This is a genomic window from Paraburkholderia phenoliruptrix (assembly GCF_047325075.1).
GTDB classification, from domain to species: Bacteria; Pseudomonadota; Gammaproteobacteria; order Burkholderiales; family Burkholderiaceae; genus Paraburkholderia; species Paraburkholderia phenoliruptrix.
Genome location: NZ_CP168530.1, coordinates 735,290 through 750,260, shown reverse-complemented (window position 1 = coordinate 750,260; position 14,971 = coordinate 735,290). Strand labels below are relative to the sequence as shown.

The window sequence follows — 14,971 nt, the reverse complement described above, 5'->3', positions numbered from 1 at the left end:
ACGGCAAATCCTGGCAAGCCTCTCAATTCGTGATCAGACCGCGACCGCCAGCTGGTGCGGCCGTTTGTGCGCGACCCGGCCAACGGCCACCGCATCCTCGTGCCCACCGCCCTGCACCTGAAAAGTATGAATCGACGCCTCGAGCAGCCTCGCCTGTTCGGTCAGCGTCTGCGCCACCGCGGCGGCCTCCTCCACCAGCGCCGCGTTCTGTTGGGTGACGCTGTCCATCTGCGAGACCGCGTCGCCGACCTGATCGATGCCCGCGCTCTGCTCGGCGGCAGCCGCGGCGATGTCGCGCATCACGCCCGACAGCTTCGCAATGGCCTCGCTCGCCGCCTGAATCGTGGTGCCGGTCTTGTCGACCAGTTCTACGCCGTTCTCCACCCGGCCCACCGCGCGGCTGATCAGCGTGCGGATTTCCTTCGCGGCCGACGCGCTGCGCTGCGCCAGCGTACGCACCTCGCCGGCCACCACCGCGAAGCCGCGTCCTTCGTCGCCCGCGCGAGCGGCTTCGACAGCCGCGTTCAGCGCGAGGATATTGGTTTGAAACGCAATCCCTTCGATCACCGAAATGATCTCCACCATCTTGTGCGATTCGGTCGATATCTCCTGCATCGTCGACACGGCCTCAGCCGCCATCTGCCCGCCGTGCGTGACGATCTGCTCGGCGCTCGCCGTCAGCTGGCTCGCCGTCTGCGCGCTCTCCGAGGTCTGGCGGACCATCGCCGTCATCTGCTCCATGCTGGCCGCGGTTTCTTCCAGAGAAGCCGCCTGGCTCTCGGTGCGCGAGGACAGATCCGTGTTGCCCGCGGCGATCTCGCGCGCGCCCGTCGCCACTTTATCGGCGGCGCCGCTGATCTGCACGATGGTGTTCGCGAGCGCGTCGCGCATCTGCCGCATGGTGTGCAGCAGGCTCGAATCGTCGCCGCTACGGATCTCGATCGGAATGACCAGATTGCCCTTCGAAATTTCGCCGGCCACCTGTGCGGCGTAGGCGGGATCGCCGCCAATGGTCCGTTGAATGCTGCGATTCGTGAACGCGACGAGCGCCGAAAGCAGCAGCGCAACGGCGCCGACCACCGCGCCGAGCACGTAGAGCGACTGCTTGAACGCGGCGTCGATATCGTCGACATAGGCGCCCGTCGCGATGATCCAGTCCCACGGCGCATAACGCACGACGTAGCCGATTTTGCCGACCGCGGCGGACGGCGGGTTGCCCGGATGCGGGAACACATAGTCGACGAAGCCGCCCTCCGGCGCTTGCGCCACCGTCGCGAAGGTCACGTAATGATGGCGGCCGTCGGCATCCTCGACGCCCGCGAGATCCTTGCCGTCGGTCGCCGGTTTCATCGCGTGCATGATCATGCGCGGCTTCGAATCGAGCACGAGGAAATAGCCGTCCTCGCCGTAGCGCACGTCGCGCAGACGCGCGAGCGCCTGCTTGCGCGCGTCGGCTTCGCTCAGCGCGCCGCTTTGCGCGAGCGCCGCATATTCCTTGACGATGCTAAGCCCGACGTGGCCCACATTCACGAGGTCATGCTTGCGCTCTTCGATGCGCGTCTCGCGCGACAACCACGCCGCCGACACCGACACGGCGAGGAGCGCCAGCAGGCTCACCACGAGCGGCAACCAGAGCTTCTGCTTGAAATTCAATCGGTGCATGCGCGCGCCCCCTGTTTCGTCCAGTCAACGGAAGCCGGTAATCGGCTGCGCGAACCGCCGACGGTTCAACACGCGCGCCGTGTCACACGACCACTTGACCTGTTTATCGGCAGCGCAGCGGGCAGCATGTGTAGAGACAAACCCTCTCCTCATTCTCCCGTTTGAACCGGCGAATCTGTGATTGCGAAGGTGGGACGCGCTTGTGGTTTCGTATGAAGCGCCCCCTTAAGTTCTGTTGAGCGCTGTCGTTTACATGGCATGCGGCGGAGATGAATTCATTCGCGCCGCATAAGTGCAATACCAATAGTTCAGCCATCCGGTAATTTCACCGACCGGACAAAAACGCTAACAAGCCGAAACCCCACTCCAGATGAAAAAAATCTTCGCCACTTTCGCCATTGCCGGCACGTTGCTGACCACGGGCTGTGCAACAGTTGCACCGATGTCGCCGACCACGGCCATGAGCTCCGTCGATACGACCAAAAACTCCTACGCGCTCATGACCGTCACGTTGCGCAACGCCTATCACACGAGCTATCAACCGAGTCCGATCGTCGTCCACATGGAGCGCGGCGCTGCGGATAGCCGTTCCGACCGCCTCAATTTCAAATTCGACGATCAGGCGACCACGACGAGCGACGCCGGCAATCACTATTTTGTCCGGCTTCCGCTTGCGCCCGGCAAATACGTCATGCGCGGTATCACCGGACAAAGCGGCATATTCCCTTTCCATGGCATGTTCTTTACGCCGCTTCATGAAACCGTGGAAATCAAACCGAATTCGATTGTTTATCTGGGCCATATCGACGCCACCGTGGTCGAACGTAAAGACGGCGAATTGCGCGCGGGCCCGGTTATTCCGCTGATCGACCAGGCGGCAACCGGTTTCAGTGGCGGCACATGGGACATTAGCGTCAGCGACCAGTTCGATCACGACGTGACGGAATTCAAAAAGGACTTCCCCGCCCTGAGCAATGCCTCGATCGAGCGAGACATCCTGCCGGCGTGGGACAAGCAAAAAGCGACCGAGTGGTGGGCCAACCACTAACTGCATAGCCCTGATGGACCGCGTGCGAGCGCCCGGCGATTCCGTTGCGCGCGCACGCTTTTCCATTGCGCGAGACGCACATGCACATTTTCAACTAAGGGCAAACCCGTATAATGGCCCAAGTGGTCAGACAACTGGAACATCCAGCCCGTCTCTCCCCTTGCGCCATCCGGCGATCCACCTTTCATCGCTTGCCTGCCCAGATCCGTGACTTCCACTGCCGCTGCTCCCGCGCTGCCCTTCCGGAACGCCCTCTTCGCGATGCTCGGCATCGGTCTTGTCAACATGCTGGTCGCGCTCGATCAGACGGTGGTCAGCACCGCGCTGCCGTCCATCGTGGCCGAGTTGCACGGCTTCGAGTACTACGCGTGGATCGCGAGCGCTTATCTGCTGGCGTCGGTCGTGACGGTGCCGGTGTTCGGCCGGCTCGGCGACTACTTCGGCCGCAAGCGCTTTGTGATCGCCGCGGTCATCACGTTCACCGTGGCCTCCGTGCTGTGCGGCGTCGCGAACGACATGTTGTTTCTCGTGATCGCGCGGGGCTTGCAGGGCGTAGGTGGCGGCATGATGGTGGGCACCGCGTTCGCGTCGATACCCGACCTCTTTCCCGATCCGCGCGCCCGCGTGCGCTGGCAGGTGGTAATGGCGGCGGCGTACGGCATCGGCACGGCGGCGGGGCCGTCGCTCGGCGGATGGATGAGCGAGCACCTCGGCTGGCGCTCCACGTTTCTGATCAACCTGCCGGTCGGCGGCGCCGCGCTGTATTTCATCTGGGTGCATCTGCCGAACTTCCAGCGTCCGCATGAAGGCGAGGTCAAGATCGACTGGCTCGGCGCCGGGCTGGTGGCCGCGGTGCTCGGCGGCCTGCAGGCGTTTATCGAAGCCGTGCCGAAAGACGGCCTGACGGCCGGCAACATCACGCTCGCCGTGTGCGTGGCCGTCGGCGCAGTCGCTTTATATGTGTGCGAGAAGCGCGCCACGCATCCCATCATTCCGCTCGACCTCTTCAAGGACTCGCAGCTCGTCACGCTGTTTACGCTCGGCATGCTGTCGGGCTTCGTGATGTTCTCGCTGATCTTCTTCGCGCCGCTGCTGTTGCAAGGCGGGTTTGGTCTTTCCCCGCAACAGGCCGGTCTGCTCGCCACGCCTATCGCGGCATGTATCGCGCTCGGCAGCGTGCTCAACACGCGCATCGTGATTCACATGAAGAAGCCCACGCGGATTCTCTCCATCGGCTTCGGCCTGCTGTTGTTTGCGTCTATCGGCATTGCATTCGCCAACGCCGGCACGCCGCATCTGTGGATCGAGTTACCGATGGCCGCGGTCGGCATCGGCCTCGGCTTCATCCTCAACAATCTGAATGTGTTCGGCCAGGAGATTGCGGGCCGCGAGCGCTTCGGTATCACGACGGCGCTGTTGCAGTCCACGCGGATGGTGGGGGGCATGCTGGGCACGAGCATCGTGGCGACGGTCGTACAGCATCACTATCGCGACGTGGTCACGCGCACCATCAGCGTGCTCGGTGAGCCGGCGGCCTCGCAGTGGCGGCCGCGCTTCGTCGACCTGCGGATTCTGATCGACGAAGCGTCGCGCCTGAAGTTGATCGCCGACATGAAACCAACGGGGCTCGACACACTCGCCTTGATCGACACCGCGCGCGATGCGCTCGTGCAGTCCATTCACATCGGCGTGTGGCTGACGGCTGTCGCGGCGCTCGCCGCTGCCTTGCTCGTGCAGCGGATTTCGCACGTGGTGTTTCGCCGCGGCTAGCGCCCACGGGCCGGGCCGCTCAAGACAGCCCGCCGCTGGCGAAACGCATTGCCCTGCATTACTGCGGGCCGAGCTTCCTGATCAGCGCGTCGAGCTGCGCGAGTTCGTCTTCGGTCAGATCGGTCAGCGGCGCGCGCACCGGACCGGCATCATGCCCAACGAGCTTCGCGCCCGCCTTCACGATACTCACGGCATAACCCGCGCGACGGTTGCGAATGGCCAGATACGGCAGGAAGAATTCGTCGATGAGGCGCGAGGTGGTGGCGTGGTCGTCGGCGGCAATCGCGCGGTAGAACGCCATTGCCGTCTTCGGAATGAAGTTGAATACGGCCGACGAATACACCGGCACGCCCAGCGCCTTATACGCCGCCGCATACACTTCTGCCGTCGGCAGACCGCCCAGATACGAGAACCGGTCGCCCAGCCGGCGGCGAATCGTCACCATCGCTTCGATCTCGCCCACGCCGTCCTTGAAGCCGATCAGGTTCGGGCAACGGTCCGCGAGCTGTTCGAGCATGTCCGCATTCAGCTTTGAATTCGCGCGGTTATACACGATGACGCCGATGTTCTTCACCGCGTTGCACACCTGCTCGACGTGCGCCGCAATGCCCTCTTGCGACGCCTCGGTCAGATAGTGCGGCATCAACAGCACGCCGCTTGCGCCGAGTCGTTCGGCCTCCTTCGCATAGTCGATTGCCACGCGGGTCGGACCGCCCGCGCCCGCGAGAATCGGCACTTTGCCTTTGCAGGTTTCCGTCGCCGTGCGGATCACGTTGGTGTAGTCGCTCCTCGTCAACGAAAAGAATTCGCCCGTGCCGCCCGCCGCGAACAGCGCAGTGGCGCCATACGGCGCGAGCCATTCGAGCCGCTTCGCGTAGGTGTCGGCGCGAAACTCGCCTTGCGCGTCGAAGTCGGTGACGGGAAAGGACAACAGGCCCTCGGATACGATCGCTTTGAGTTCTTGCGGTGAAGTCATGATGGATGGCGTGAATATCGTCAATAGTGAATGAGCGCGCGGCGCGCCTCAGAGCATCAGCGCACGAGGCACGGGCGCTTGTTGTCGAACTTCCAGTTGGGAATCAGGTACTGCATCGCGACGCCGTCGTCGCGTGCGCCGAGGCCGTGCTGCTGATACAGCGCATGGGCCTTTTCGAGCGCGTCCATATCCACTTCGACGCCAAGACCCGGCTTCTGCGGCACCTTCACCTTGCCGCCGACAATCTGCAACGGCTCGCGCGTCAAATGCTGACCGTCCTGCCAGATCCAGTGCGTGTCGATCGCGGTGATCTTGCCAGGCGCGGCGGCCGCGACCTGCGTGAACATGGCGAGCGAGATGTCGAAGTGGTTGTTCGAATGCGAGCCCCACGTGAGGCCCCAGTCGTTGCACATCTGCGCGACCCGCACGGAGCCTTGCATGGTCCAGAAGTGCGGATCGGCAAGCGGAATGTCCACGGACTGCAGCTGGATCGCGTGGCCCATCTGACGCCAGTCGGTGGCGATCATGTTGGTCGCCGTCGGCAAGCCTGTCGCGCGACGGAATTCCGCCATGACTTCGCGGCCCGAATAGCCGTTTTCCGCGCCGCACGGGTCTTCCGCATACGCGAGCACGTCGTGCTTGTCGCGGCACAAGCGCACGGCTTCCGCAAGCGACCATGCGCCGTTCGGGTCCAGCGTGACGCGCGCGTTCGGGAAGCGTTCGGCGAGTGCCGTCACCGCTTCGATCTCCGCGTCGCCGGACAGGACGCCGCCCTTCAGCTTGAAGTCGTTGAAACCGTAACGCGCCTGCGCGGCCTCGGCGAGGCGCACCACCGCTTCGGGCGTCATGGCTTCTTCCGTGCGCAGGCGCTCCCAGTCGTCGCGCCCGTCAGCGCCGCTCGCGTAGGGCAGGTCCGTCTTCTTGCGGTCGCCGATATAGAACAGGTAGCCGAGCATTTCCACTTCGTCGCGTTGCTGGCCTTCGCCGAGCAGCGCCGCGACCGGCACGCCGAGATGCTGGCCGAGCAGGTCGAGCAGCGCGGCCTCGAGCGCGGTCACGGCGTGAATGGTGGTGCGCAGATCGAAGGTCTGCAGGCCGCGGCCGCCCGCATCGCGATCGGCGAACTGCGTGCGCACTTTGTTCAGGACAGCTTGTAAATTACCGATCGACTGGCCGACGACGAACGGACGCGCGTCGTCGATCGTCTTGCGGATATTCTCACCGCCCGGCACTTCACCGACGCCCACACGCCCTGCGCTGTCGCGCAGAATCACGACGTTGCGCGTGAAGAACGGGCCATGCGCGCCGCTCAGGTTCATCAGCATGCTGTCGCGACCCGCAACGGGCACGACGCGCAGTTCGGTGACGGTGGGCGTATCGTTCGGATGGGAAGGTTTCGTGGACATATGAACTTGGCCAGTTAAGTGAGTTAGGCGTAACGATGACGAGCAATCAGTGGGCGCTGCCTTGCAGCGGATCGCGCAGCCCGTTGCCGTCGCCGCGGCGATTGCGGGCGAGGAATGCCGCTGCCGCTGCGATCAGCGAGGCGACGCCGAGCCCATACAGACCGCCGGTAATGGAACCCGTGTGCTGCTGTAGATAGCCGAAAGTGGCGGGCGCGAAGAAGCCGCCCAGATTGCCGATGGAGTTGATGAGCGCGATCACCGCCGCGGCGACGCGCGCATCCAGATAACCTTGCGGAATCGGCCAGAACAGCGACGACGCCGCCTTGAAGCCGATCGCCGAGAAGCAGATCGCGACGAACGACAGAACCGGATTGGCCGACGTCGACGCGAACAGACCGCACGCGGCGATCACCAGCGCAACGGCGAGCCACGCCTGCTGGAAACGCCACTTCGCGGAAAGCAACGCGAAGCAGTACATCGCGACCATGGCGATGAGCCAGGGAATCGCGTTCAGCATGCCGACTTCGAAATCGGAGAGGCCGCCGATCTTGCGGATGATGGTCGGCAGCCAGAAAGTGGCCGCGTAGATCGTCAACTGGATCGCAAAATAGAGGCCGCAGAACAGCGCGATCTGCGGATCCTTCAGCAGCTTGATGGCCGGCAGATGCGCGCCGCCGTGCGCGACGCGCTCGGCCTGCTCGGCGGCGATCGCGTCTTCGAGCACGCGTTGTTCGTCAGCCGTGAGCCACGACGCGTCGCGAACGCGCGACTTGAGGAAGATCCAGCTCACCGCACACAGCACAATCGAGAAGCCACCTTCGATCAGGAACATCCATTGCCAGCCGTGCAGGCCCAGTCCGCGAATCGACAGCAGACTGCCGGTGATCGGACCCGACACCACCGACGCGATGGCCGAGCCCGAGAGGAAAATCGCAACGGCCTTGCCGCGCTCTTTTTGCGGCAGCCACTGCGTGAAATAGAACACCACGCCCGGAAAGAAACCGGCCTCGGCGACGCCGAGCAAAAACCGCAAGACGTAGAACGACGTTTCGTTCGACACGAACGCCATGGACGCGGCCACGACGCCCCACGTGCCCATGATGCGCGTGAGCCACGCGCGCGCGCCGTATTTCTGCATCAGCACGTTCGACGGCACTTCGAAGAGTGCGTAGCCGATGAAGAACAGACCGCTTCCGAGGCCATAGGCGGCGGCGCCGATGCCGAGGTCGGCCTTCATGTGAGCGTTGACGAAGCCGATGTTCACGCGGTCGATGTAGTTCGCGATGAACATGATCAGGAAAAGCGGCAACACATGCCGCTTGACCTTTGAAACGGCCGACGCCAATGGATCGATTGCCGTGGTAAGAGCAGAGTTCAAGAAAGTCTCCTGTGTCGGCCGTCGGGGAGCCGTGGTCTGACGTCTGCCGGCTAGCTCGCCGAACGGCGGCGGCTATCCTGCACGACATACGTTGTCTGACGACAGTCTACAACCGTTTCCGGTGGCTTTCCAATGTGGTGTTTACCCTGTTTTGCACCTTTAATCCTCTTGTGAGCGGTCGACTCGGCTGCTTGCGAAGCCCAGCCGCGTTCATTTCGCTCAAAATAAGACGTCCGATGTCCGCGGTTGTGATGCGGCTCGCCCCGGCCAACAAGCCATGTATTTTTACAGCAGACGCTATGATGGCTGATGTCCAGACGTCGAGTGACGTCGCCCGCGCCCGCACGGCGCGCGTTTTCAGCCGATTACCAGCCAACCAGCCCGAGAAATGAGCAGCCTGACTGAGAAAGTGGTGGCCACCCTTTCCGATGACATCCGCCGCGGCGTCCTGAGACCGGGCGACCGCATCCCCACCGAAGTCGCGATGATGAAGCAGTTGTCGGTGAGCCGCTCCGTCGTGCGCGAAGCGATTTCCCGTCTGCAGGCGGCGAAAGTCGTGGAAACGCGCCATGGGATCGGCACCTTTGTGCTCGCCCCTGCCGCCGACAAGCCGATGGAACTGCCTGCCGCCGATCTGTCGAGCATGCTCGACGTGATGGCGATCATCGAATTTCGTATTGATGTGGAAGCGGCGTCGGCCGCGCTCGCCGCCGCCCGGCGCACCGAGCAGAGCCTCAAGCAGATGCGCGCGGCGCTCGCGCGCTTCGAGTCCGAACTCGAGCGCGGCAGCACCGACACGCTGGCACACGACGTCGAGTTTCATTTGCAGATTGCGCGCGCAAGCGGCAATCGTTATTTTTTCGACGTGCTGAGCCAGTTGGGAAGCGGCGTGAGCCCGCGCACGCGCCTCGGCTCGGCGGAGATCGCGAAGCTCGACCAGATCGAAACGTTGCGCAACGTGCTCAACGAACATCAGCTGATCTATCGCGCGATAGAACGCCAGGACCCCGACGACGCCCGCGCGGCGATGCGCATGCACCTGAGCAACAGCCGCGAGCGGCTGCGCCGCGCGCATGAGGCGAGTGAGCGGGGGGAGTAGGCGACGCGGAACGCAGCCAGGCACGCCCCCACCCCTCACCCCGCCGCCGGCGCCTCGATCTCCAGCCCCATCAGCGCGGAACTCAGCGACTTACCGTGCGCGTCGAGCGCCAGCGAACGCGTGACACCGCCGCCGAGCGCATCGCCGAGCACGAAGTTGAACGCCGCGATGGCGGGCAATTCGTAGCGCACCACGCTGCCGCGCACGACATCGGCGAGATGCGCCTTCACGCGCTCCGGTGTCAGCACGGCGCGCAAATGCTCGTAGTGCCGAGCCTCATAGCAGATCACCGAGATGTTCAGCGTATTGCCCTTGTCGCCAGTTCGGGAATGAGCAAGCTCGCGCAGTTTCATTTCACGCCTCCACCATCGTGAACGCCGGCTTCACATGCTCGCGTGGCAACAATACGGACTGCACAGCAACGACTTCGCGCGTCGATTTGACGACGCCGCCGCCCCCGGCCGGGCCGTTTGTGTACAGCGTCTCGACTTCATTGCCGATGCGCACGGCTTGTTCCAGCGACGCCGCGCGCCCGCTCACGCGCACCCGCACTTCATACGGCCCGGCACACTCAGCGGCGAGCGTCTCGCCGTGCAAAGCATTCACGCCGATCAGATCGAAGCGCAATTCTTGCGTCTGCACGCCCGTCAGCGCAAGCCGCTCGCGCACGATCTCGAGCGCGAGGCGAGCCCGCGCAACCGCGCCTGGGCCCGCATACGAAATCTGCCCCTCGCCGATATAACCGTCGAAGTAGGCGACCGACACTTTCAGCGTGCCGGTCCGCGGCGTGCCGTTCCCGCCGCTTACACGCACGCGGTCCGCGCCTTCCTGCTCGATGCGCACCTGCGAAAAATCAGCCACCACGTCGGGCTGCAGATAACGCTGCGGATCATGAATCTCGTAGAGCAGTTGCTCCTTGCAGGTGGCTTCCGTCACGCGTCCGCCTGCTTTCGCAAGCTTGGTGATGACCACGGCGCCGTCCGGCCCGACTTCCGCGATCGGAAAGCCGAGTCTCGCGAGCGAGGGCACGTTCTTGAAGCCGGGATCCGCGAAATAGCCGCCGGTGATTTGCCCCGCGCATTCGAGCAGATGGCCGATCACCGTCGCCTGGCCGAGCGTCCGCCAGTCGTCCATGCACCAGCCGAACTCGTGGATCAGGGGCGCGACGAACAACGACGGATCGGCCACGCGTCCGGTCAGGACGATCTGGGCGCCGGCCGCGAGCGCCCCGACAATCGCACCGGCGCCGAGGTAAGCATTCGCGGAGACAAGCCGGGTGTCGTAGTCCGCGACGCGCTCGCCGGATTCCTCGAAGCGATAGTCGCCGGCGCGGACCGCGTCGAGCACGTCGTCGCCCGTCACGGCAGCAATCTTGATGTCGCCAAGCCCGAGAGAGCGTGCGATTTCCGCCGTCTTGCGCGCCGCCGCCAGCGGATTCGCCGCGCCCATGTTCGACACAATGCGCACGTCGTTGCGCAGCACCGCGGGCAGTACCGCCTTCATCCGCGTTTCGAGCAACGGGTCGTAGCCGAGTTCGGGCTCTTTGCTGCGCGCCTGTTGCGCGATGGCGATGGTGCGTTCGGCGAGGCACTCGAACACGAGGTAATCCAATGCGCCGTGCTCCGCGAGTTCGACCGCGGGTTCGATGCGGTCGCCCGAATAGCCTGCGCCCGCGCCGATCCGCACAACGCGTTGATGCTGAGTGGCTGTCATGCTGCTCACACCTGTTTGCGTCAAGCTCAAAGTGAAAATACCCCTAAGGCGACGCACGCAATCGTCATCACGATGGTGGCGCCGAACAACAAGGGAAACGTGAATCGCTGATGGTCGGCGAGATCGATGCCGCACAAACCGACCACAAGGAAAGTGGCGGGCGTCAACGGACTGACCGGAAATCCCGTCGTCATCTGGCCGAGCAATGCGGCCTGGCCGACGTGGACCGCGGGCACGCCCAGTTGACCCGCCACCTCCGCGATAACCGGCAGGACACCGAAGTAAAACGAGTCGGGATCGAACAGCATGCTAAGCGGCATGGACATGATGCCGAGCGCGACCGGAATATGGCTCGCCATGGCAGGCGGAACGAAGCCCACCGCGGCTTGCGCCATTGCCTTCAACATTCCGCTGCCCTGCATTACGCCGGTGAACACGCCGGCCGCGAGCAGGATGCCGGCCATCATCAACGCAGCGCGCGCGTGGGCGTCGATACGTTTGCGCTGCATGTCGACGTTCGGGTAGTTGACCATCAACGCGACGCACAATCCCACCATGAACATGATGGCGGGCGGAATCTTTTCGCCCATTACGACCATCGTGCCGAGCACGACGAGCGTGAGCACGATGTTGAACCAGAAGTTTTGCGGGCGGCGCAGGGCCTGCTCGTCGGGCGTCAGTTCGCGTTTGGGCATCGGCACGGAGCCGCTTGCGGCGCTGAGGCCAAGCCGCTTTTCCTCGCGGCGCCCGAGCCAGAACGCGACGCCGAACACGAAGACGAGGCCGATTGCCTGCACCGGAATGAGCGGATTGAACAACGATGAAACCGGCAGATGCAGCGAAGCGGACGCGCGAATCATCGGACCCGTCCATGGCAGAAAGTTGATGCCCGCCGCCATCGACACCGCCGCGGCCAGCACGCGCCGGTCCATTTTCAGACGATCGTAGAGCGGCAGCATCGCTGGAATGGTGACGAGGAAACAGACCGCGCCCGAGCCGTCGAGGTGAATCAAGAGCGCGAGCAGCGTCGTGCCCATCACGATGCGCGTGGGCCGCGTGCCGACCGCGCGCAGAATACGGTCGATGATCGGGTCGAGCGTGCCCGCGTCGGTAATGGTGCCGAAGTAAAGAATCGCGAACACGAACATGCCGACCACGGGCGCGAGGCCCTTCAGCCCGTCGATCACGAACTTGCTCGTTTGAAAGCCGAATCCGCCGATCAGCGACGCGGCGATCGGCACGATGATGAGCGCCACCAGCGGCGACATGCGTTTCGACAGAATGGCGCCGAGCAGCACGACGATGGTGGCGAGCCCCAGCAATGGCAGCATGTGCTTGTCTCCGATGTTGTTTTTTACTGCGATCCAGCGTAATTTCCGGGCAGCGATAAATCAATTGAAATGAATTGATTGCAGCAATTACAAACCATCATGGATCTGAATCTTCGGGACATTCGCGCTTTCATCGCCGTCGCGCAAACGGGCAGCTTCACGCAGGCGGCCGCGCGGCTGCATCTTTCGCAGCCGGCGCTGACCGTGCAGATCCGCCGTCTTGAAGAAACGCTGGGCCTGCGGCTTTTCGACCGCAATAGCCGCAACGTCGCGCTCACGCCCACAGGCCGCGACCTGCTGCCGCTCCTGCAAAAGTCGCTGCACGACATGGAGCAGGTGCTGGTCGACGGCCGCGCGCTGGGCGACGGCGCGAGCGGCACCGTGCGGATCGCGTGCCTGCCGACCTTCGCGGCGAGTTCGCTGCCCGAGCTGGTGCGGGAACTGAAGAAAGCGGTGCCGCGCGTCGGCTTTCAGGTGCGCGATGTCGTCGCGAGCATGGTCAATACGCTCGTGCGCAATGAAGAGGCCGACATTGGACTCACGGGCGGCGAGCTCGACGACATGAACCTCGAAGTGCTGCATGCGGGCATCGACAGGCTGGTGGCTATTTGCCCGAGGCGGCATCCGCTCGCGAAACGGCGGCGCATCGCGTTGGCGGATCTCGCCGCGACGCCGCTCGTGCTGACCGCGCAAGGCACCAGTGTGCGGGCGGTTGTGGACAGCGCGTTTGCGCAGGCGCGCTGCGTGCCGGAGATTTCCTGCGAGCCGACCTACATGATGAGTGCGGTCGCAATGGTTCGCGCGGGGCTCGGCGTGACGATCCTGCCGGCGGCGGCGCGCGAGGTGCGGGCCGAGCCGGAACTGGTGGCGCGTCCCGTCGACGATCCGGCATTCACGCGGCCTGTCGCGCTCATCAAGAAGCGCGGGCGGACGTTGCCGCCTGTCACCGAGACGTTCGTTGCCATGCTGATTGCGAAGCTGGAGGCCGAATGAGCGGGGATCGCTGCGCTGTTCTCGCGTGAACAGGCTAAATTCCGTAGGCTGGTTGATTTGGGCGCTGCAACGCAGGCACGCTGTATGAGCCGCAGCAATGCCGGTTCTCGCCCCGCGCGAACAATACGGAGACAACCGCGATGCCTTCTTCCCGGCCAACCGACGACAACACCATCGACGACACGCTCGAACATTTCGAGGCCCACGGCGCGCCGCCGCTGCCTGCTTCGAACGAGTCAGGCTGGGTCGAGCACGAAGGCGCGCGGATCTGGTATGCGTCTTACGGCACGGGTGCGCCGGTGATTCTGCTGCACGGCGGCCTCGGCCATAGCGGCAACTGGGGTTATCAGGTGCCCGCGCTGCTCGAAGCCGGCCACCGCGCGGTAGTGATCGACAGTCGCGGCCATGGCCGCAGCACGCGCGATGCGCGGCCCTACCAATATGAACTGATGGCCTCCGACGTGCTCGCCGTCATGGACAGGCTATCGCTCGCACGCGCCGCCATGGTCGGCTGGAGCGACGGCGCATGCGTGGCGATGGTGCTCGGCATGGTGGCGCCCGAGCGCGTCGCGGGCGTGTTTTTCTTCGGCTGCAATATGGATCCGGGCGGCACGAAAGAATTTGTCGCGACGCCGGTGATCGACCGCTGCTTCAACCGTCACCGCCAGGACTATGTGCGGCTGTCCGCGACGCCGGACGACTTCCACGCCTTTGTGGCAGCCGTCAGCGAAATGATGAGGACCGAGCCCAATTACGCCGCGCGCGATCTCGCCCGCATCCGCGTGCCGGTGCTTATCGTGCAAAGCGAACACGACGAGTTCATCAAGCTCGAGCACGCCGAATATCTGGCCCGCAGCATTCCCGGCGCGCAACTGCGGATGTTGCCCGGCGTCAGCCATTTCGCGCCGCTGCAAAGGCCAGCCTTGTTCAATCGGACGATGCTCGCCTTCACTGCGCGCGTGCTGGCGTGAAGGCTGTTTCGACACCGCATACATGCCTGGATGGCGGAAACGCCCAAAATTTCACGATATGACACGCGCCCTTGCTTCGTAAAAAATCGTGGTGCGTGGCACAAATCCCTCATTTCGCAATGTCCGCCGGCGTTGCACATCGCAAAATGAAACGCGTAAGCGCTTGATATTGCGCATTATTTTCGATCCGAGCGAACTGCCTAACACCCGCTTGCGCGGCTGCGGCCTGACGTAGACTCTTTTACAAGAGCAGGCGATTCATGCGGTGCAGTCGAGTGAGCGGAACAACACGCTGTTGGACGTTCCCGATGCTCCCGCACGAAGTCGCCGGAAGACCGCGATTTTTTATTGGCAATTGGGAGACTAAAAATGAAAGGCTTTCGCTTTGGATCGGCTGAGGGCGCGTTCTACATTCTGCCCGGCCAGGACGGTTGGGAAGCAACCTACGGCAACGACAAACTGGGCGAGTTTTCGAGCCCCCAGCAAGCCGCTGACGATCTGGCGCGCGGCTTGACCTGCCCGCATCTGTCGGAGGTCGACACGTCGACGCTCGAAATTCCCGAGAAACTGAGCGACTGGGAAATCGTTCACGTTTAAGGGACCGCATGACGCGCGTCCACGTGA

13 protein-coding genes are annotated in these 14,971 nt (G+C 63.7%); 6 read left to right on the top strand and 7 right to left on the bottom strand.

Features of this window, described 5'->3' with window-relative positions:
- Nucleotides 1-33 precede the first annotated feature (33 nt).
- Complete coding sequence (locus ACEN8U_RS03335) at nt 34-1,662, bottom strand: methyl-accepting chemotaxis protein (RefSeq protein ID WP_310109715.1); 1,629 nt, start codon at nt 1,660-1,662, stop codon at nt 34-36.
- A 370-nt stretch (nt 1,663-2,032) separates the two neighbouring features.
- On the opposite strand from ACEN8U_RS03335, the gene ACEN8U_RS03330 reads away from it, so the two are divergent.
- Together ACEN8U_RS03330 and ACEN8U_RS03325 are read left to right on the top strand one after the other, a co-directional pair.
- Nucleotides 2,033-2,710 carry a hypothetical protein gene (locus ACEN8U_RS03330; protein WP_310109716.1) on the top strand — a complete coding sequence of 226 codons (678 nt, stop codon included), beginning with the start codon at nt 2,033-2,035 and terminating at the stop codon, nt 2,708-2,710.
- A 261-nt stretch (nt 2,711-2,971) separates the two neighbouring features.
- Nucleotides 2,972-4,480 carry an MFS transporter gene (locus tag ACEN8U_RS03325; protein WP_310109998.1) on the top strand — a complete coding sequence of 503 codons (1,509 nt, stop codon included), beginning with the start codon at nt 2,972-2,974 and terminating at the stop codon, nt 4,478-4,480.
- A 58-nt stretch (nt 4,481-4,538) separates the two neighbouring features.
- Here the strand turns inward: ACEN8U_RS03325 and kdgD are convergent, their stop codons facing one another.
- From kdgD to ACEN8U_RS03310, 3 genes are read right to left on the bottom strand one after another with little or no spacing between them, the layout of a single operon-like run.
- The gene (kdgD, locus tag ACEN8U_RS03320; protein ID WP_013591040.1) at nt 4,539-5,456 is read right to left on the bottom strand and encodes a 5-dehydro-4-deoxyglucarate dehydratase; all 918 of its coding nucleotides are present in this window, start codon (nt 5,454-5,456) and stop codon (nt 4,539-4,541) included.
- Nucleotides 5,457-5,512: 56 nt separating this feature from the next.
- Nucleotides 5,513-6,862, bottom strand: a complete 1,350-nt coding sequence (gene gudD, locus ACEN8U_RS03315) for a glucarate dehydratase (RefSeq protein ID WP_310109717.1) — start codon at nt 6,860-6,862, stop codon at nt 5,513-5,515.
- Between the two features lie 46 nt (nt 6,863-6,908).
- Nucleotides 6,909-8,240: an MFS transporter gene (locus tag ACEN8U_RS03310; RefSeq protein ID WP_310109718.1), complete on the bottom strand. Its 1,332-nt coding sequence runs from the start codon at nt 8,238-8,240 to the stop codon at nt 6,909-6,911.
- A gap of 388 nt (nt 8,241-8,628) precedes the next feature.
- Here ACEN8U_RS03310 and ACEN8U_RS03305 point away from each other — a divergent pair, with 388 nt between their 5' ends.
- Entirely contained in the window at nt 8,629-9,339 is a 711-nt protein-coding gene (locus ACEN8U_RS03305) for a FadR/GntR family transcriptional regulator (protein WP_013591043.1), read from the top strand.
- 35 nt (nt 9,340-9,374) lie between these two features.
- Here ACEN8U_RS03305 and ACEN8U_RS03300 read toward each other — a convergent pair whose 3' ends face one another.
- From ACEN8U_RS03300 to ACEN8U_RS03290, 3 genes are read right to left on the bottom strand one after another with little or no spacing between them, the layout of a single operon-like run.
- A complete protein-coding gene (locus tag ACEN8U_RS03300; RefSeq protein ID WP_014972474.1) occupies nt 9,375-9,692 on the bottom strand; it encodes a hypothetical protein in 318 nt (105 codons plus the stop codon).
- Between the two features lies 1 nt (nt 9,693).
- Nucleotides 9,694-11,052, bottom strand: coding sequence for an acyclic terpene utilization AtuA family protein (locus tag ACEN8U_RS03295; protein ID WP_310109719.1), 1,359 nt, complete (start codon nt 11,050-11,052; stop codon nt 9,694-9,696).
- Between the two features lie 26 nt (nt 11,053-11,078).
- Entirely contained in the window at nt 11,079-12,383 is a 1,305-nt protein-coding gene (locus ACEN8U_RS03290; RefSeq protein WP_310109720.1) for a citrate:proton symporter, read from the bottom strand.
- A 99-nt stretch (nt 12,384-12,482) separates the two neighbouring features.
- Between ACEN8U_RS03290 and ACEN8U_RS03285 the strand changes: the two genes are divergently transcribed.
- The 3 genes from ACEN8U_RS03285 (at nt 12,483) to ACEN8U_RS03275 (ending at nt 14,944) form a co-directional block, all read left to right on the top strand.
- Nucleotides 12,483-13,376 (top strand): LysR family transcriptional regulator, encoded by an 894-nt coding sequence (locus ACEN8U_RS03285; RefSeq protein WP_310109722.1) that lies wholly within the window; start codon nt 12,483-12,485, stop codon nt 13,374-13,376.
- 140 nt (nt 13,377-13,516) lie between these two features.
- Nucleotides 13,517-14,347 carry an alpha/beta hydrolase gene (locus ACEN8U_RS03280; protein ID WP_310109724.1) on the top strand — a complete coding sequence of 277 codons (831 nt, stop codon included), beginning with the start codon at nt 13,517-13,519 and terminating at the stop codon, nt 14,345-14,347.
- Between the two features lie 369 nt (nt 14,348-14,716).
- On the top strand, nt 14,717-14,944 hold the full coding sequence (locus ACEN8U_RS03275) for a hypothetical protein (RefSeq protein WP_013591050.1): 228 nt from the start codon (nt 14,717-14,719) through the stop codon (nt 14,942-14,944).
- The last annotated feature ends 27 nt before the right edge of the window (nt 14,945-14,971 follow it).